The sequence below is a fragment of the Chitinilyticum piscinae genome (genome assembly GCF_015223195.1).
Classification (GTDB): Bacteria; Pseudomonadota; Gammaproteobacteria; order Burkholderiales; family Chitinibacteraceae; genus Chitinilyticum; species Chitinilyticum piscinae.
The window spans coordinates 35,178-53,882 of the sequence record NZ_JADFUA010000005.1; the positions used below are offsets into that span (position 1 = coordinate 35,178).

The 18,705-nt window shown below is 59.7% G+C and carries 18 protein-coding genes; 6 read left to right on the forward strand and 12 right to left on the reverse strand.

The features are described 5' to 3' along the window. Window positions 1-23 precede the first annotated feature (23 nt). Both INR99_RS09630 and INR99_RS09635 read left to right on the forward strand, forming a co-directional pair. Window positions 24-722 (forward strand): response regulator transcription factor, encoded by a 699-nt coding sequence (locus tag INR99_RS09630; protein ID WP_194116139.1) that lies wholly within the window; start codon window positions 24-26, stop codon window positions 720-722. Then, complete coding sequence (locus INR99_RS09635; protein WP_194116140.1) at window positions 709-2,121, forward strand: sensor histidine kinase; 1,413 nt, start codon at window positions 709-711, stop codon at window positions 2,119-2,121. Before INR99_RS09630 ends, INR99_RS09635 begins: the two co-directional genes overlap by 14 nt. Window positions 2,122-2,181: 60 nt before the next feature. On the opposite strand, the gene purU is transcribed toward INR99_RS09635, so the two are convergent. Further along, window positions 2,182-3,033, reverse strand: a complete 852-nt coding sequence (gene purU, locus INR99_RS09640) for a formyltetrahydrofolate deformylase (protein WP_194116141.1) — start codon at window positions 3,031-3,033, stop codon at window positions 2,182-2,184. A 210-nt stretch (window positions 3,034-3,243) separates the two neighbouring features. On the opposite strand from purU, the gene trmL reads away from it, so the two are divergent. Next, complete coding sequence (trmL, locus tag INR99_RS09645) at window positions 3,244-3,708, forward strand: tRNA (uridine(34)/cytosine(34)/5-carboxymethylaminomethyluridine(34)-2'-O)-methyltransferase TrmL (protein ID WP_194116142.1); 465 nt, start codon at window positions 3,244-3,246, stop codon at window positions 3,706-3,708. Between the two features lie 62 nt (window positions 3,709-3,770). Here trmL and INR99_RS09650 read toward each other — a convergent pair whose 3' ends face one another. Together INR99_RS09650 and purT are read right to left on the reverse strand one after the other, a co-directional pair. After that, window positions 3,771-4,163, reverse strand: coding sequence for a group II truncated hemoglobin (locus tag INR99_RS09650; RefSeq protein WP_194116143.1), 393 nt, complete (start codon window positions 4,161-4,163; stop codon window positions 3,771-3,773). Next, window positions 4,160-5,371, reverse strand: a complete 1,212-nt coding sequence (purT, locus tag INR99_RS09655; RefSeq protein WP_194116144.1) for a formate-dependent phosphoribosylglycinamide formyltransferase — start codon at window positions 5,369-5,371, stop codon at window positions 4,160-4,162. Before purT ends, INR99_RS09650 begins: the two co-directional genes overlap by 4 nt. Window positions 5,372-5,489: 118 nt before the next feature. Between purT and INR99_RS09660 the strand changes: the two genes are divergently transcribed. From INR99_RS09660 to INR99_RS09670, 3 genes are all read left to right on the forward strand, one after another. Continuing rightward, a complete protein-coding gene (locus tag INR99_RS09660) occupies window positions 5,490-7,121 on the forward strand; it encodes a methyl-accepting chemotaxis protein (RefSeq protein ID WP_194116145.1) in 1,632 nt (543 codons plus the stop codon). 247 nt (window positions 7,122-7,368) lie between these two features. Then, complete coding sequence (trpS, locus tag INR99_RS09665) at window positions 7,369-8,376, forward strand: tryptophan--tRNA ligase (RefSeq protein ID WP_194116146.1); 1,008 nt, start codon at window positions 7,369-7,371, stop codon at window positions 8,374-8,376. 99 nt (window positions 8,377-8,475) lie between these two features. Next, window positions 8,476-9,558 (forward strand): potassium channel family protein, encoded by a 1,083-nt coding sequence (locus INR99_RS09670; RefSeq protein WP_194116147.1) that lies wholly within the window; start codon window positions 8,476-8,478, stop codon window positions 9,556-9,558. Between the two features lie 58 nt (window positions 9,559-9,616). Here the strand turns inward: INR99_RS09670 and INR99_RS09675 are convergent, their stop codons facing one another. The 9 genes from INR99_RS09675 to INR99_RS09715 form a co-directional block, all read right to left on the reverse strand. Continuing rightward, complete coding sequence (locus tag INR99_RS09675) at window positions 9,617-10,798, reverse strand: O-succinylhomoserine sulfhydrylase (protein ID WP_194116148.1); 1,182 nt, start codon at window positions 10,796-10,798, stop codon at window positions 9,617-9,619. Between the two features lie 100 nt (window positions 10,799-10,898). After that, window positions 10,899-12,431, reverse strand: a complete 1,533-nt coding sequence (gene purF, locus INR99_RS09680; RefSeq protein WP_194116149.1) for an amidophosphoribosyltransferase — start codon at window positions 12,429-12,431, stop codon at window positions 10,899-10,901. Between the two features lie 68 nt (window positions 12,432-12,499). Continuing rightward, the gene (locus INR99_RS09685) at window positions 12,500-12,991 is read right to left on the reverse strand and encodes a CvpA family protein (protein WP_194116150.1); all 492 of its coding nucleotides are present in this window, start codon (window positions 12,989-12,991) and stop codon (window positions 12,500-12,502) included. Window positions 12,992-12,995: 4 nt separating this feature from the next. Beyond that, window positions 12,996-13,757 (reverse strand): SPOR domain-containing protein, encoded by a 762-nt coding sequence (locus tag INR99_RS17710; RefSeq protein WP_194116151.1) that lies wholly within the window; start codon window positions 13,755-13,757, stop codon window positions 12,996-12,998. Between the two features lie 2 nt (window positions 13,758-13,759). Next, window positions 13,760-15,034, reverse strand: coding sequence for a bifunctional tetrahydrofolate synthase/dihydrofolate synthase (gene folC / locus INR99_RS09695; RefSeq protein ID WP_194116152.1), 1,275 nt, complete (start codon window positions 15,032-15,034; stop codon window positions 13,760-13,762). Continuing rightward, a complete protein-coding gene (accD, locus tag INR99_RS09700) occupies window positions 15,035-15,901 on the reverse strand; it encodes an acetyl-CoA carboxylase, carboxyltransferase subunit beta (RefSeq protein WP_194116153.1) in 867 nt (288 codons plus the stop codon). Between the two features lie 43 nt (window positions 15,902-15,944). After that, window positions 15,945-16,742: a tryptophan synthase subunit alpha gene (trpA, locus tag INR99_RS09705; RefSeq protein ID WP_194116154.1), complete on the reverse strand. Its 798-nt coding sequence runs from the start codon at window positions 16,740-16,742 to the stop codon at window positions 15,945-15,947. A 43-nt stretch (window positions 16,743-16,785) separates the two neighbouring features. Then, on the reverse strand, window positions 16,786-17,997 hold the full coding sequence (trpB, locus tag INR99_RS09710; RefSeq protein ID WP_194116155.1) for a tryptophan synthase subunit beta: 1,212 nt from the start codon (window positions 17,995-17,997) through the stop codon (window positions 16,786-16,788). After that, window positions 17,994-18,641: a phosphoribosylanthranilate isomerase gene (locus INR99_RS09715; RefSeq protein WP_194116156.1), complete on the reverse strand. Its 648-nt coding sequence runs from the start codon at window positions 18,639-18,641 to the stop codon at window positions 17,994-17,996. Before INR99_RS09715 ends, trpB begins: the two co-directional genes overlap by 4 nt. Between the last annotated feature and the right edge of the window lie 64 nt (window positions 18,642-18,705).

The following is an 18,705-nucleotide window of genomic DNA, read 5'->3' on the forward strand; positions in this document are numbered from 1 at the left end:
ACTTACAAACACGGAGTTCCCGCATGGCTACACGCCTCTTTCTTGCCGAAGATGATCTGATTCTCGCCGATGCGCTGAAAACCAGCCTTTCTCAGGCAGATTTTCAGGTTGACTGTGTCAATGATGGCGCACTGGCAATGCAGATTCTGCTGCACAATGATTATGACGTCGTCGTCCTGGATATCGGCTTGCCCAATATGGACGGCCTGACCGTATTGCGCAACGTGCGCCAGCACAAGCCGTCGATGCCCATTCTGCTGCTGACTGCGCTTGATGGTCTGGAAGATCGGGTTGCCGGCCTGGATGCCGGCGCCGACGACTACCTGCCGAAACCTTTCGAATTCGCCGAACTGGAAGCTCGCCTGCGCGCCCTGCTGCGCCGCAGCCAGATTTTGCCGCAATCGGTACAGCAACTGGGCAATCTGCGACTGGATCGTGCCGGCCAGCGCGCCTGGTGTAACGATACACCGCTGGATCTCTCTGCCCGTGAACTCACGGTGCTGGAAATCCTGATGTCGAACATCGACCGCGTGGTAACCAAAGAGCAGATTGTCAGCGAACTCGGCAACGAGAACGCCGAGGTCGGCCTGAACGCCATTGAAGTTTACGTTCACCGTCTGCGCAAGAAACTGGAACCGTGCGGTGTTGTGATCCGTACCATCCGTGGCCTGGGCTACCTGCTGGAAAAACAGCAACCCGGCGTAACGGATGCAGACCAGTAAGCGCACCCTCAAGCAGCAGCTGCTCAAGTGGCTGCTGCTACCGCAACTGGTATTCTGGCTGGTCGGCGCGGCACTCTCCTACGGGGTCGCGCTGCACTATGCCAACACCATCATCGACGGAAACCTGCAGCAAATTGGCAGAGCCCTCTCCTTGTTGATCAGTACCACCCCCGCCGGGGTCAATGTGGCACTTCCGCCTGAAGCCGCCAGATTGCTCGATAGCTCCCAGCAAGGCTCGATTCATTACACAATCCGCGATCCTGCCGGAAATGTGGTTTCCAGCAACACCCTGCTCCCCCTTCCAGGCAAAACGGAACTTAGCAAGCTGACAGCAGAGCCTGAGCTTTATAACGCCCAGCTTGGGGAATCCGCCCTACGTATTGCGATACTGCGCCTTTCTCCGGCAAATGGCCCTTATCCATGGCTGATTTTCCAGACGGCCCAGAAAGCCGACTACCGCAATAATCTGTCCCACCAGATCATTCTCTCGATTGCACTGCCACTGGCGCTACTGATGCTGGCCACCTCGATTCTGGTGTGGTGGGGGCTGGGTACCGGCCTGCGTCCGCTGGCGAAGCTCAGGAATCTGGTGGCCAATCGCAAACCGCAGGACATGTCGCCCATCGTCATGCCTGATGCACCGGATGAAGTAATTCAGATTGCCGATTCACTGAACGAGCTGCTTTCCACCACAGAAGCCAGCATCGCCCGCCAAAGACGTTTCATTGCCGATGCCGCACACCAATTGCGGACCCCGCTAGCCGGCCTGAAATCCCAGACGGAACTGGCCATGCGGGAAACCTCGCCCGAGCAATTACGCGATCGCCTGCGCATGGTGCACACCAGTGCCACACGCAGCATTCACCTGGTCAACCAGCTGCTCACTCTGGCCCGCTCGGAGCCAGGCAGTCAAACCGGCATACCCAAGGTTCAGATGGATCTGGCACGGATGCTGCGCGACATCACCGCCGAATCAGTTCCGCGTGCACTGGCCGCCGGCGTTGATCTGGGCTGTGAGATTTTCGTCAGCGAAGCTGTTACCGAAGGCAACTCCGCCCTGCTGCGCGAACTGTTTATCAATCTGGTAGACAATGCGATCAAGTACATCCCCCGCAACGGCTGCATTACTGTACGCCTGCTGGAAGACGCAACCCACTATCGCATCTCCGTCGAAGACGATGGCCCGGGCATCCCTGATGAAGACAAGGTCCGGGTGTTCGAGCGCTTCTACCGCCGCGAACAGACCGGCAATGGCTGCGGCCTCGGCATGGCAATTGTCAGGGAGATTGCCGAGCGGCATGGTGGAACAGTCGAGTTGCGCGATGCCGACCCGCATGGTCTGATCGTGCTGGTGAGCCTGCCACACCACAAACCCGTGCAGCCTCCTGGCGAAGACTGAGTTAGCCCTTCATTCGATAAAAAGCCCGCGGTATCGCGGGCTTTTTATTTGTTTTACCACTCAGGAGAAGATCACCGTCTTGTTGGAATACACCAGCACCCGGTTTTCCAGATGCCAGCGCACAGCCCTGGACAACACGATGCGTTCAAGATCGCGCCCCTTGCGAATCAGCGAATCCACATCCTCGCGATGGCTGATACGGATCACGTCCTGCTCGATGATCGGACCATCGTCGAGCACTTCGGTCACATAGTGACTGGTGGCACCAATCAGCTTCACACCACGAGCAAAGGCGCGGTGATAGGGTTTGGCGCCATCAAACGCCGGCAGGAAACTGTGATGAATATTGATCACGCGCTGCGGATAATCCGCAGTAAAGTCGTGGCTGAGCACCTGCATGTAGCGGGCCAGCACAATCAGATCAATTCCATGCTCGGCCAGCAAAGCCTTTTGTTGCGCCTCGGCCTCGGCCTTGTTGTCCTTGCTTACCGGAATCACATGGAAGGGGATTCCGTAGAACCTGGCCAGCGGCTCGCAGTCCGGATGATTGGAAATGATCAGCGGAATCTCGCATGGCAATTCACCACTGCGATAGCGATGCAGCAGGTCAACCAGGCAGTGGTCATATTTCGACACAAAAATGGCCATGCGCTGGCGGCGCGAAGACAGGGCTACTTTCCACTCCATCTGGAAACGGTCGGCAATCGGAGCGAATGCGGGCGTGAACGCCTCCATATCCAGCGTGAAATCGGTCAGATCCCACTCCACGCGCATCAGGAACAAATTTTCGGTTGTATCCTGGTGCTGGTCGACATGCACGATATTGGCATTGTAGGTGTAGAGAAAATTGGCAATCGCGGCCGACAAACCCTTGCGGTCCGGGCAGCTGATAAGGAGGGTTGCGGTATTCATTGGCACCGATCAGCATTAATCAAATCACAATGCCTGATTCTAACAGCAGCCGGTGCAAACAGGCGATGCAGACAAACCCGATCCTGCTCCGGATCAAGCGCTAGTCGGCAATAAACAAACCGCTGTTTGCGCTGCGCGGCCCCGATGCGGATAATCCGCAACTTCTCTCGCCCGCGGCGGCCTGTCCCGCCCTCAATCGCAGCCTTCGCCATGTTCGATGTCGTTCTCTACCAGCCGGAAATCCCGCCCAATACCGGCAACATCATCCGTCTTAGCGCCAACACGGGCGTTCGCCTGCATCTGGTCAAGCCGTTGGGCTTTCCGCTGGACGATGCCAAAATGCGCCGCGCCGGGCTGGATTATCACGAATATGCCGAGATGCAGGTGCATGAGAGCTGGGAAGAATGCCTTGCAGCACTGCCGGGGCGCCGGTTTTTTGCCGCGACAACCAAGGGGGCAGTACGTTATGACTCGGTAGCGTATCAGGCTGGCGATGTGCTGGTGTTCGGTCCGGAAACACGGGGGCTTTCCGACGAACTACTGGCCACCCTTCCGGCGGAACAACGCATCCGGTTGCCGATGCGCCCGGACAACCGCAGCCTGAACCTCTCGAATGCCGTTGCCGTCATCGTGTATGAGGCCTGGCGGCAGCAAGGCTTTGCCGGCGGCGCATAAATAGCCACGTATAAGGCTACAAGCTCTATCAATCATCGGCTGCAGCCTTATACCCACCACGATTATTCTTTATTGCGCATGAAGTCCGCAGTCCGGAAGAACGCCTCCTCCAGATGGCTGCGCAGCCCTTCATCCATCGGGATCTCCGCCATCGCCTGATACATGCAGATCAGCCACTGATCGCGCTCGTCTTCACCGATGGCAAAGGGCAGATGCCGCGCACGCAAGCGGGGATGCCCGTATTTCTGCACAAAAAGCTCAGGCCCACCCAGCCAGCCGGATAGAAACTCGAACAGTTTTTCGCGGATCAGCCCCGTATCGGCCGCATGCATGGCATGAATTCCTGCGGCACGCGGATCACTGGCCATAATGTCGTAGAAGCGATCAACCAGCTGGCGCAGCACCGGCGACCCACCCAGCAAATCATACGGACTCAAAGCCTTGGGGTCGCTCATGCGCCCTCCTTGCTGACCACCACCGGTTGCACCAGGCTGGCTGCATGGCGTGCCCGCTCACGTGCCACGTCGGTATCCGGACCCGCAGCCAGCGCAACGCCCATGCGACGACGGGTGAACGCCTCGGGCTTGCCGAACAGTCGCAGGTCGGCCCCTGGCACCGCGAGTGCCGCCGGAACCCCATCGAAGGCAATGCCTGTCGCATCCACGCCGCCATAAATCACGGCACTGGCAGCCGGCTCACGCTGCTCGACATTCACGGGCAAGCCCAGAATGGCTCGTGCATGCAGTTCGAATTCCGAATAGCGCTGGCTCATCAATGTCACCAGCCCGGTATCGTGCGGACGCGGACTAACTTCTGAGAACCAGACCTGATCGCCCTTCACAAACAGCTCGACACCGAAGAGCCCTCGTCCACCCAATGCAGCCGTAACCTTGCCGGCAATATCCTGCGCCCGCTGCAAAGCCAGCGGGCTCATCAGCTGCGGCTGCCAGCTTTCCACATAGTCGCCCTTGACCTGGACATGGCCGACCGGTGCGCAGAATGACGTCGCGATCTGCCCGTCAGCCCCCAGCGAACGCACTGTCAGTAGGGTGACTTCATAATCAAAGTCGACAAACCCCTCCACGATTACCTTGCCATGATTCACGCGACTTCCTTCCAGCGCATACTGCCAGGCAGCTAGCACGTCCTCCGCCCCCCGCAGCAGTGATTGCCCCTTGCCGGAGGATGACATAACCGGCTTGACCAGACAGGGAAAGCCGATCTCGGCCACGGCCGCTTCTAGCTCGACCAGCGATCCGGCAAAACGGTAGCTCGAGGTGGGCAAGCCCAGCTCCTCGGCGGCAAGCCGGCGGATGCCTTCACGATTCATGGTCAGCTGGGTAGCCCGGGCGGTTGGGATCACGCTAGCCAGGCCATCCTCCTCGATACGCAGCAGCGCTTCGGTAGCGATTGCCTCGATTTCCGGAACGATCAGCTGCGGACGTTCGGCCTCGACAAGCCGGCGCAGAGCCTGTGCATCGCTCATGTCGATCACGTGGCTGCGGTGTGCGACCTGCATTCCCGGTGCATTGGCATAGCGATCCACGCCAATGACCTCGACGCCCAGACGCTGCAAGGCAATGATGACTTCCTTGCCCAGTTCGCCGCAACCAAGCAGCATCACCCGCGTCGCGGTATGACTGAGAGGGGTTCCGATGCGCATGTGCACTACTCCTGAATGATCTGCAACGAATGGCGGGATTCTAACAGTCTGCGCAGCAAGTTAACTGAGCCTTGTCTATATTGCGTGGAACTTCGCCTTGAATAATCCGGAGTGCCCCATGCTCAACCAGATCAATATTGCCAAACGCATTGCGCTTGGCTTCGCAATCCTGCTGCTCTTCATCCTGCTGATCTGTCTGGCAGCCCTCTACAACCAGCAGCGTCTGCAAGCAGTCAGCTCGGACATGATGCATCACACCTTGCGCTACAGTCTGGCGCTGGACGACGCCCGGTATCAGGTCGGCAATCTGCGTCGCTACGAAAAGGACATGTTCCTGAATATTGCCAAATCCGAGAAGGTCAGCGAATACAAGAAAAAATGGGACGAGACGCTGGAAAAGGCTGGCAAGGCACTCAAACAGGCCACCGAGGCAGCTCGGCCCGAACAGCAAGCTGACGTGCAAAAGCTTGAAGCAAGCCTGGCGGCATACGCACAGGGCCTGAATGCCGTGCACCAGGAAATCACCGCCGGACAAGTCACCACACCAGCAGACGCCAATGCGGCAATGGACAAACACAAAGCCGCCGTCCGGAAACTGGGGGACGATATCACTGCCCTGACCGATGCATCCCTGGAAGCAGCGATGAAAATTGACGACCAGCTCGATGCGATTTCGGACAGCAACCGCAGCAAGCTGATCACACTTGGCGCCATTGCGCTCGTACTGGCGGTAGCCGCCGCCTTTTACATCACCAACAGCATCCGCCGTCCGCTGGCGCAGATGCAGGACATGATCCGCAGCATTGACGAGAGCAAACAGATCAACCTGCGACTGCCAATACTCGGTAACGATGAAGTCTCGGCTACGTCTGCCAGCATGAACAATCTGCTCGCGGGCATGGGCAAGGTGATCGGCGCGGCCAAGCAAAACTCCACCCAACTGTTCACCGCCTCGCAGGAGCTGGCCAATGCGGCATCGCAGGTGAGTAGCGCCTCGGGCATGCAGGCGGAGGCAGCTTCTTCAACCGCTGCCGCCGTCGAGGAACTGGCGGTCAGTGTGAACATGATTTCCGACAACTCCCGCAGCCTGGAAGCAGACGCGCGCAATGTTGCAGGCACAGCGGCAGCCAGTTCAAGCCGGGCTCGCGCCGCCGCCGATGAAATCCTGCAGATTGCCGAGGCGATTGGTCATTCAACCACGCTGATCGGCAAACTGAATCAGCGCTCCGATGAAATTGGCAGCATTGCCATGGTGATCAAGGAAATCGCGGATCAAACCAACCTGCTGGCGCTGAATGCTGCGATCGAAGCCGCCCGCGCCGGTGAACTTGGCCGCGGGTTTGCCGTTGTCGCCGACGAAGTGCGCAAATTGGCCGAACGCACCACCCAGGCAACTGTCGAGATCACGTCGAAAATCCAGGCCGTGCAACAGGATACCGCCGAGGCCTCGCGTGGCATGCAGCAAGCCAGTGGACGCGTCGATCAGGGCGTGGAAACAACCCAGGAAGTATCCTCCGCACTGGGCGAAATCGAAGCCATGGCCAATAGTACGGTCGCACATGTCAGCAGCATTGCCATCGCACTGAAGGAGCAAAGCCAGGCCAGCCAGGAAATCGCTCGCCACGTTGAGCGCATTTCGCAGGCCAGCGAGGAGAACAATATGGCCGCACGTTCCACCAATGAACTGTCGCAACGGCTGACCGGGCTGGCCTCGCAGCTTGACGGCATCATCCAGCAATACCGTACCTGAGCGACATAACTAGGGAAAGCCCCAATCTTTTCAGTCTTGACGGCTGTTATTTGCAGGGAGCATCATCAATTCCATGACTACGTTCAACGCCGTTTCCTTCGCATATTATTACTGGTGGCGCCATTAGGCGGCACCGGGACGCGTTGCGCATCAACCGCATACACGAACCTGCCGCCGGATCTGGCGGCAGGTTTTTTTATATCCACACCCTCCCCCAGCATCCGGCAGCATAGACCAGGAGAAGTCCATGTCTGACCAGGAAATCATCGTCGTCACAGGCGACCGTACCACCGGCCCGCTGCACCTGGGCCACCTTGCCGGCTCACTCCAGAACCGCCTGCGTCTGCAGGGGCAGTACCGCCAGTTCCTGCTGCTGGCCGATACCCAGGCGCTGTCCGACCATCAGGGCGATTACAGCCGCGTGCGCCAGAGCGTGATCGACGTGGCACTGGATTATCTCGCCGTCGGCCTGGATCCCAAGCAATCGACTTTTCTGATCCAGTCCATGGTGCCCGAGCTGGCAGAATTGTCGTTCTACTTCATGAATCTGGTCTCGGTGGCCCGGCTTGAGCGCAACCCGACGGTGAAAAACGAGATCCGCCAGAAAGGCATGGAGCGCGATATTGCGGCCGGTTTTCTCAGCTATCCCGTCAGCCAGGCCGCCGACATCTGCGCCTTGAAAGGCACCCTCGTCCCGGTGGGAGAGGATCAGCTGCCCATGATCGAGCAGACCAATGAAATCGTGCGCCGTTTCAACCGCATGGTCGGCAGTGACATTCTGCGCGAGTGCAAGGCAGAAGTCGGCAAGGTGGCCAGACTGCCGGGCATCGACGGCGCCAGCAAGATGAGCCGCGCACTGGGCAATCACCTGCCCCTGTCTGCCTCGCCCGATGAAATTCGCCACGCGGTCCAGCGCATGTTCACCGACCCGCAGCACTTGCGAGTCAGTGATCCCGGCCGCATCGAGGGCAATGTGGTGTTCACCTTCCTCGATGCCTTTGCCAGCGATAGCGAGCAGGTAGCCGAATTCAAGGAGCACTACCAGCGTGGCGGGCTGGCTGATTCAGCCGTCAAGACCTACCTTGAACAGGTACTGCTGGAACTGCTGGAGCCGATCCGACTGCGGCGCGCCGAGCTGGCCAAAGATCCGGACCAGATCCTGTCACTGCTGATGGCCGGCTCCAGCCGGGCCCGCGAAGTGGCTGTACTGACGCTGTATCAGGTCAAAAAGGCCATGGGTATGTTCTACTTCTAGTGCGGGCGCCACAACATGGCAGCAGTACAAATCTGCATGCAAGAGGAACTTCGGCAATAATGTCAGTCTGATGTCATTTAGTCGCAGGAGGAAGATCGCATGCCCATTGCCCAGTTTCTGCTGCGCTATATGCGGCAGCTGCAGCAACAGCGTCTGCCGATGCGGGTGCTGTTCTGGAGCAGCTGGCTACTGGTGTTGCTGCTCGCGCACGTCACGCTGATCCACTATCTGGAAAAGCTGCGCTGGTTTGACGCGCTATGGCTGACCCTGACCACCGTCTTCACGGTTGGCTATGGTGACCTCTACCCGAAAACCGACGCCGGTCGCTGGACCACCATCCTGCTGCTGTACGCCGGCTCCATTTTCATCCTGGCCAATCTAGTCGGTGAATTCTTCCAGCTGCTTTCCGCCCACTTCCAGCGCCGGCTGCACGGCAAATGGAGCTATCACACCATGCATGATCATGTCGTCATTGTTGGCGCTCCCGCCAATCATCCCGTGCGCTATCTGGAACGCCTCATCGACGAATTGCAACGGCATCGCGACTGGCAGGACCGCAGCATCGTGGTTCTGAACCAGCGCTTCGAACAGCTCCCCATTGAACTGGTTGACCGCAAGGTGCGCTGGGTCAACGGCTGCGGCACCAGCCAGACCAGCCTGACTGCAGCAGCGGCCGGGCAGGCCCATGCCGTGATTCTGGTTGCCGCCAACAGCACGGATGCCGATTCCGACTCCTACACGCTGGATTGCATCGACCGGCTGCGCAACGGCGGCATGCGCGGGCTGATCGTCGCGGAATGCGTGAAGGATCCCAACCGCGAACGCATGAAACGCTTCGGTGCCAGCGCCGTAGTGCGTGTGATGCACGGCTACCCAGAGGCCATTGCCCGTGCCGTACTGGCGCCAGGCGCCGAAGTCGTTCTGGAGGGATTGTTTTCCAGCGAAGGCGAGGAATGCGAGCGCATCAGCCTCAGCGGAAGCTACGCCTGGCGTGACGTGCTGATCACACTGGCCGATGCCGGCATTGGTACCGCACTGGCAGCCCAAACACGCGCTGGCGAAATCGTGCTTAACCCGCTCGGGAAGACACTCGAAATCGAGGCCTTGTTCGTGATGATGGATGACAGCGGCTCGAGCAGAAAACACGAAGTCGCCGCGTTGCTCGCCGACAAGAAGAAATAGAGGGTATATACCCACAAGCGAATTTTGAATTAGCCTGCAGACATATACCCACTTAACATTAACTCAATCCGCGCTGCAGATCGGCGATCAGGTCGTCGGGATGCTCCAACCCCACCGAAATGCGGATCAGGCCGTCACGGATTCCGGCTGCAGCACGAGCCTCAGGGCTGACCCGGCCATGCGTAGTGGTTGCCGGATGCGTGATGGTCGTGCGCGTATCGCCCAGATTGGCGGTACGGCTCATCAGTGTCACCGCATCGACAAGCTTCCACGCCGCATCCTTGCCCCCCTTCACCTCAAACGACACGATGCCGCCGCCCCCCTTCTGCTGGCGTTGCGCCAGTTCATGCTGCGGATGCGAAGGCAGGCCGGGGTAATACACCCGCTCGATCTGCGGCTGGGCTTCCAGCCATTGCGCGAGCTTCAGCGCATTCTCGCAATGGGCACGCATGCGCAGCGGCAGGGTCTCCAGACCCTTGAGCATCACCCAGGCATTGAACGGCGACAGGCTCGGACCAGCGGTGCGCAGGAACAGATACACCGGATCAACCAGCTCCTTGCGGCCGACCACGGCACCACCCAGTACCCGCCCCTGCCCGTCCAGATACTTGGTACCGGAATGCACCACCAGATCGGCGCCCAGCTTCAGCGGCTGCTGCAAAATCGGGGTACAGAAACAGTTGTCCACCGCCAGCAGCGCACCGTGTGCATGCGCGATGGCTGCAATCGCAGCGATATCGGCCACTTCGGTTAACGGGTTGCTGGGGGTTTCCAGGAAAAACAGCCGGGTATTGGGCTTGACTGCCGCCGCCCAGGCGGACGGATCGGTCGGTGCGGCATAAGAGACTTCCACACCGAACTTGCTGAAGTAGGTATTGAACAGCTGGATCGTCGCACCAAACAGCCCATTGGACGCCACCACATGATCACCGGCCTTCAGGTGGGCCATTCCGAGTGACAGGATCGCCGCCATGCCGCTGGCGGTCGCAATGGCCGCCTCGCCGCCTTCCAGCGCCGCCAGCCGCTGCTCGAATGCGGTGACGGTCGGATTGGTAAAGCGGGAATAGATGTAACCCGGAATCTGATTAGTGAATTTCAGCGACGCCTCTTCGGCGCTGCCAACGCAGAAGCTCGACGTCAGATGCAGGGCATCGGAATGCTCGCCGAATTCGCTGCGCAGGGTGCCAGCCCGCACCGCCAGCGTTTCAGGATGCAGGTCATCAAAATCATCAAATTGCATGCTTCGTCTCCAGACGGCAACGGGGGCCGCAGCCCCCGTTGTGATTAGTATGGCTAGTTTCCGATTATCCGGAAAATGCCGGCATAGCCTGTAACCAGACTTACATCAGATTCTGCTCGGCCACACCGATGTTCAGGTCCAGATGACCAACCGAATCGGCCTTGGTCGACAAGGGCGAGAGGCGTTTGGCCTCCAGCTCGTCGAGATAGGCATCGGTCACATCGCCGGTGATGTAGTTGCCGTCGAAACAGGACGTTTCGAACTTGCTGATGCGGCCACCGCTGGCATCGCTACAGGCCTGGATCAGCGCCCCCAGCTCCTGATAGATCACGGCATCGGCTGAGATTTCGTGGGCAATCTGTACCGCATCGCGCCCCGTGGCGATCAACTCGCCGCGCGTGGGCATATCGATGCCGTACACGTGCGGGAATTTAACCGGCGGAGCCGCAGAGGCCAGATAAACCTTTTTCGCGCCGCAGTCGCGCACCATTTGCACGATTTCTTTCGAGGTAGTGCCACGAACGATCGAATCATCCACCAGCAGCACATTCTTGCCGCGGAACTCGACCGCAATCGGGTTCAGTTTCTGGCGCACGGACTTCTTGCGACTGGCCTGACCCGGCATGATGAACGTACGGCCGATATAGCGGTTCTTCATGAAGCCTTCGCGATACGGCTTGCCCAGTGCCAACGCCAGCTCCATCGCGGAATCGCGACTGGTATCGGGAATCGGGATGACCACATCGATTTGATCGTCACTGACCGTTGCACGCACCTTTTCGGCCAGCTGCTCGCCCATTTTCAGGCGCGCCTCGTGCACGGAAATACCGTCGATTACCGAATCCGGACGGGCAAAATACACGTGCTCGAAGATGCAGGGCACCAGTTGCGGGTTCGGATGGCATTGTTTGCTGTGCAGCTGGCCATCGAAGGAAATGAAGAGCGCCTCGCCCGGAGCAACATCGCGCTCGAAGCGGAAGCCCAGGGTATCGTGGACCACGGATTCGGACGCCACGGCAAACTCGGGGCCGTCTGCCGTCTCGTGACGACCGAGGCTGAGCGGGCGGATGCCATAGGGATCACGGAATGCCACGAGGCCGAAACCGGCAATCAGCGCCACCACGGCATAGGCCCCCTTGACGCGGCGATGTACGGCAGCCACCGCATCGAAAATGGTCGCCACATCCAGATGCGGCCCCTGCACACGGCGCGAGAGCTCGTGCGCAAACACATTCAGCAGCGCTTCCGAGTCGGAATTGGTGTTGATGTGCCGCAGATCGGTGCGGTACATCTCGTCCTTCAGTTGCTTGTCGTTGGTCAGATTGCCGTTATGCGCCAGCACGATACCGAAAGGGCTGTTCACGTAGAACGGCTGCGCCTCGGCCAGACTGGAGGCCGAACCGGCAGTCGGGTAGCGCACATGGCCGATGCCGGCATTACCCAGCAAGGAACGCATGTTGCGGGTGCGAAATACATCACGCACCAGCCCCTGACCCTTGTGCATGTGCAGACGCTGGCCTTCGGCGGTCACAATGCCGGCGGCATCCTGACCACGATGCTGCAGCATGAGCAGACCGTCATACAGCAACTGGTTTACCGGTGTTTTGGCCACGACGCCAACAATGCCACACATGGATGAAAATCCCTCGAACTCGATTTAGCAGACACACATCAGCACAGGATATACCTGCGCGATACAAATTACTCGTAACGCAGATGCTCGCCGAGCATTGCTGGCAGCCAAGGCCGCAGCAGCAGCACGCTTTCTTCAAAGAGCGGACTGAACATCGCGTTGCGCCAGACCTCACTGCGCGGCAGCGACGTCAGCCCCGCCAGAATGACCAGCATCAATACAAACAGATAACCTCGCAACAGGCCAAAGCCCGCCCCCATCACCCGATCCATCACCTTCAGCCCGCTGGCCTTGAGAAAGGCATTGAGCGTAATGCGCACGATGGCCGAGACCACCCAGACCGCAAAGAAAATCACCACAAACGCCGCCAGATAGCGCAATCCATCACTGGGCAGCGACGCCGGCATCTGCGTACTCAGCTCATCCGAATACGTGCACGCCAGCCAGAACGCCAAAACCCATGCCAGTAGCGCCAGCAACTCGGGAACCAGCCCGCGCATTACCGACAGCAGGATTGAAAGGCCAATGATGGTCAGCGCGACATAATCTACCAGCGTCATGCCGCTACTTCGCGATCAGTCGGCCATCGACGCCCAAGGCTTCCAACCGGCGCAGTGCTTCCTTCGCCTTGGCTTCGTCCTTGGTCGGACCGAGCCGCACCCGCGTCAGTACCCCTTTTTCCTTGGTGTCGATCTTGTCAGTGACCACCGGCAAACCGGCACCCTTGATTTTGCTTACATGTGCAGCTGCCTTGTCGGCATCGGCATACGCACCAACCTGGATCCAGTATGTTTTGCCCTCGGCTTTGTCATGCTTCACGGCAGAAGGGTCATCAAGGCCATCCAGTATCCGCTGGGGATCGGTAGTGGGCTTGGGGGCGGCAGTGGGTTTTGGCGCCGGTTTTTCCGTCGGTTTCGGCGTCGGGCGTGCAGTCGGTGCCGGCTTGGGCTTGGCGGTGGTCGAGGCTTCGGGCTGCTGGACATTTACCAGCTTGCCGGGCAAGGCTGCCGTAGGGGATTCCTCGGCAGGCGGCTCGGCGGGCGGTTGGGCCACCGAACTGGCCACCGCTGCCGCATCCGGCAGACTGGCCTGATCCGCCACCGCAATGGCGCTGGCTGCGGGCTGCGGAGCAGCCGTGACCAGCGCGGGCGCACTGGAAATCACTTCGATCGGCTGGACCTGCTGCATGCTGGCAGGAGGCTGGCTGTCCAGCGCCGTCCACAGCACGCACAGCGAGAAGACAACCAGCGCAATGGCGCCGATCAGGCGACGGCGCGCACGCTTGCGCAGATGGTGCAGTTCTTCGGGGATGTTCTGTTGGGGCATGCTCACGCTTCCCGGGCCGCCAGCACTTCAGCCACGGTATAGAAGGATCCGAAAACCAGAATTCTATCAGCTTCGGCCGCCTGCTCACAGGCGGCTTGGTAGGCCGCAGCAACGCTATCATGCACATGGCAGCGCGCCTGCGGCGAGCGCTGCTGTACCTGCTGCTGCAGCAATTCCGCCGTGGCAGCTCGTGGCAACTGCGGCGCAGCCAGATGCCAGACATCAATCAGTCCGGCCAGCTCGTCAAGCACGCCGGCAATGTCCTTGTCCTGCATCATGCCAAGCACGGCATGGGTCTGCGGGTAGAAGCCCATCTGCGACAGCGCCTCTTTCAGCACGTGAGCAGCATGGGGGTTATGCGCCACATCCAGCACGGTTACTGGTCTGCCGGGCAATACCTGGCATCGTGCCGGCCACTCGACTTCAAGCAGGCCACGCTTGATGGCGGCAAGCGGGACATGCAGGCGATCACTCAGCGCATCCAGCAGGGCAATCGCCAGCGCGGCATTCCCGAGCTGATAGGCTCCGCGCAGCGCCGGGATCGGCAAGGCATGCTTGCGCGCACCATCCCTGCCCCACCACGACCATTGCTGGCCTTCGCCATTACGGGCAAAGCCATAATCGCGACCGATCAGCCGGAAATCGCAACCAGTCTGTTCTGCTGCAGCCAGCAACGTTTGCGGCGGCTCTGGATCCGCGCAAAACGCAGGACGAGCAGTGCGGTAGATGCCCGCTTTTTCTTGCGCAACCGCCTCACGGGTATCTCCGAGGTAAGCCTGATGATCAAGACCAATGCTCACGACCGCGGCGACATCGGCATCAAACGCATTGACGGCATCCAGGCGCCCACCCAGACCGACCTCCAGAACCATGACGTCGACAGCGGCGGCCATGAAGACCGAAACCGCGGCCAGCGTACCGAATTCGAAATAGGTCAGGGAAATGTCGCCACGGGCGGCCTCGATGGCTGCAAATGCACTGGTGATTTTCTCATCCGCAACCGGGTGCAGATCGACCGTGATGCGTTCGTTGTAATGCAGCAGATGCGGTGACGTGTAAGTGCCAACCTTGTAACCGGCTGCCACCAGCATCGCCGACAGCATGGCGCAGACCGAGCCCTTGCCATTGGTGCCACCAACCACAATGACCGGACACGACGGCACCAGCTGCAGCCGGTCGCGTACGGTCGCGACGCGCTGCAGCCCCATGTCGATGGCTTTGGGATGCAGGCCTTCGAGATAGGCCAGCCAGTCGTCCAGACTATCGCAGGCCTGCATTTAGCCGACTGCCGCCTGTTTGGTCAGCAGGGTCAGCAGATCGGCCAGCTTGCGGCGCAGCTCGCGACGATCGACGATCATGTCGATTGCGCCCTTTTCCAGCAGGAATTCCGAACGCTGGAACCCTTCCGGCAAGGTCTCGCGCACGGTCTGCTCGATCACGCGCGGGCCGGCAAAACCGATCAATGCACCGGGCTCGCCAATGACCACATCACCCAGAAAGGCAAACGAGGCAGATACACCGCCCATGGTCGGGTCGGTCAGCACGGAGATGAACGGCAGGCGCTGATCCGACAGTCTGGTCAGAATGGCACTGGTCTTGGCCATCTGCATCAGCGAATTAAGGCCTTCCTGCATGCGCGCACCGCCGGAAGCGGCCACGCAGATGAAGGGCAGATTGTTGTCAATGGCGGTTTTCACGCCACGCACAAAGCGTTCGCCAACCACTGAACCCATCGAGCCGCCAATGAACTTGAATTCAAACGCGGCGACCACGCAGGGAACATTGTGAATCGCGCCCTGCATTACCACCAGCGCATCATCCTCGCCGGTGCTTTCCTGCGCCGCATCCAGACGATCCGGATAGCGCTTGCTGTCCTTGAACTTGAGGATGTCGACCGGTCGCACTTCGGCGCCGATCTCGAACCGCCCTTCCGCATCCAGCAGAATGTCCAGGCGACGGCGCGCGGAAACGGGGGTGTGATAGCTGCACTTCGGGCAGACATCGAGATTGTTTTCCAGGTCGGTACGGTACAGCACCGCACCGCAGGCATTGCACTTGCTCCACAGCCCTTCGGGTACACCCGACTTGCCGCCGTTACTGCGGCTTTTGATTTTCGGCGGTAGCAGCTTTTGCAACCAGCTCATGGGGATCTCCTAGTACAAGCTGAATTTCTGGCGAAGGCGCGGATTATGCCTGATCCATCGCCTGACGGACACCCGTCAGGAACGCGGTCAGACGATCGTTAAGGCCAGCGGCCCCAGCCTCGAACTCCTGTACCAGTCGCGAGCCGATTACTACGGCATCGCCAATGCGTGCAACCTGCCGGGCAGTTTCCGCGTCACGGATGCCAAAACCGACGCCGATCGGCAGCGCAATATGCTGGCGCAGCATGGCCAGCTTCTCGGCAACACTGGCGGTATCGAGGTTGGCCGCACCGGTTACCCCCTTGAGCGACACGTAGTACACATAGCCGCTGGCCAGACGCGCCACATGGGCCACGCGAGCTTCGGTGGTCGTCGGAGCCAGCAGGAAAATCAGGTCGATGCCGTGCGCCTTGAGAATATTGGCACAGGGTTCGGCCTCTTCCGGCGGCAGATCGACCGTCAGCAGGCCATCGACGCCTGCAGCGCGGGCTGCGGTCGCAAAGGTCTCATAGCCCATCGCCTCGACCGGATTGGCATACCCCATCAGCACAATCGGGGTCTTGTCATCGCTCTTGCGAAATTCGGCCACCATCGCCAGCACTTTCGTCAGCGTCATGCCTTTGGCCAGCGCACGCTCGGAGGCCCGCTGGATCACCGGGCCATCGGCCATCGGATCGGAGAACGGCACACCGAGTTCAATGATGTCGGCACCACCGGCCACCAGCGCATGCATGGCAGAAACGGTAACGTCCGGCTGCGGATCACCCGCAGTGATAAAGGGAATAAGAGCCTTGCGGCCGGAAGCCTTGAGTGCATCCAGCACGGATTGGATTCGGGACATATAGATTTCCAGGTATATCTCTACAAGCTTTGATATTCGCTACTTACAGCTGAATACCCTTCATTTTTGCCACAGTCGGAATATCCTTGTCGCCACGACCGGACAGGCAGACCAGCAGGACTTCGTCCTTGTTCATGGTCTTGGCCATCTTGGCGGCCTGCGCCAGCGCATGGCTGGATTCCAGCGCCGGGATAATTCCCTCGTATTTGCACAGGTCATGGAAGGCCGCCAGCGCTTCATCGTCGTTGATGGCGACGTATTCGGCACGTCCGATGTCCTTGAGGTAGCTGTGCTCCGGACCGACACCCGGATAATCCAGACCCGCAGAAATCGAATGCGTTTCAACGATCAGGCCGTTCTCATCCTGCATCAGGAAGGAGCGCTGGCCGTGCAGTACACCCGGCTTGGCGTTCGATGTCAGCGGCGCAGCGTGACGGCCGGTTTCGACGCCATCACCTCCGGCCTCAACGCCGATGATGCGCACGCCTTCAACCTCGATATAGGGATAGAACATGCCGATGGCGTTCGAGCCGCCCCCCACACAGGCAATCACGGCATCGGGCTGACGGCCGATCATTTCGACGATCTGGGTCTTGCACTCCTCGCCGATGATTTTCTGGAATTCGCGCACCAGCTTCGGGTACGGATGCGGGCCGGCGGCGGTGCCGATGATGTAATAGGTGCTGTCGATATTGGTCACCCAGTCGCGCATTGCCTCGTTCATCGCGTCTTTCAGGGTCTTCGAGCCGCTCTCGACCGGAACGACGGTGGCGCCCAGGAGCTTGATGCGGAATACGTTCGGCGCCTGCCGGGCCACGTCTTCGGCCCCCATGTAAACCACACATTCCATGCCATAGCGGGCCGCAACGGTCGCGGACGCCACGCCGTGCTGGCCGGCGCCGGTTTCGGCGATCACGCGCTTCTTGCCCATGCGGCGGGCCAGCAGCGCCTGACCGATGGTGTTGTTCACCTTGTGCGCACCGGTGTGGTTCAGGTCTTCGCGTTTGAGGTAGATCTGCGCGCCACCGAGCTCTTCCGACCAGCGCTTGGCATGGTAGATGGGGCTGGGGCGGCCAACATAGTGCTTGAGTTCATGCCGATATTCGGCCATGAATTCGGGATCGGCGAGGGCTTTTTCGAATTCGACGCGCAACTCGTCCAGCGCAGGAATCAGGGTTTCAGCGACGTAAATGCCGCCGAAAATGCCGAAGTGACCCTGCTCGTCCGGCAGGTTGTAATTGGCTTTATCGTTCATTGACCATCCCTCGTTGCGGCAGACTGCACTGCCTGGATAAATGCGGCCACCCGGCCCAGATCCTTGATTCCCTTGCTGCTTTCGACGCCACTGGACACGTCGACCGACCAGGGCGCCACCTGCCTGACTGCCTCGGCAACATTCTCCGGATGCAGCCCGCCAGAGAGAATCAGCGGCAGGGGCAGCGAATCGGGCAACAGCGACCAGTCAAAGCTGGCCCCCGTGCCACCGGGAACACCGTCAACAAAGGCATCGACCAGCAGGCCGCGACACAGGCCGCCGGTTGCGGCAAAGGAAAGCGCATATTCTAGCAAATCCAGTCCGGGTTTGACCCTAATTGCCTTGATAAAAGGACGGCCAAACTGCGCACAGTATTGCGGGCTTTCTTCACCGTGAAATTGCAACAGATCCAGCGGCACCTGCGCAGCCATATCCCGGACAAAGCCAGCCTCGGCATCGACAAACAGACCCACCGACATGACGAATGCCGGCAGTGCCGCAACGACTTCGCGAGCCTGCGCCAGATCAACGTGGCGAGGACTCGGCGGATAGAAAACCAGGCCGATGGCATCAGCCCCCAACTCCGCCGTTGCCCTGGCCGTTGCGCCATCGCGCAAACCACACACCTTGATGCGAGGACGCATAAACAAACCCACCGAGGTATTTAATCAGAATTTATTAATCAAGCCAGCCACAAAGACATACCCG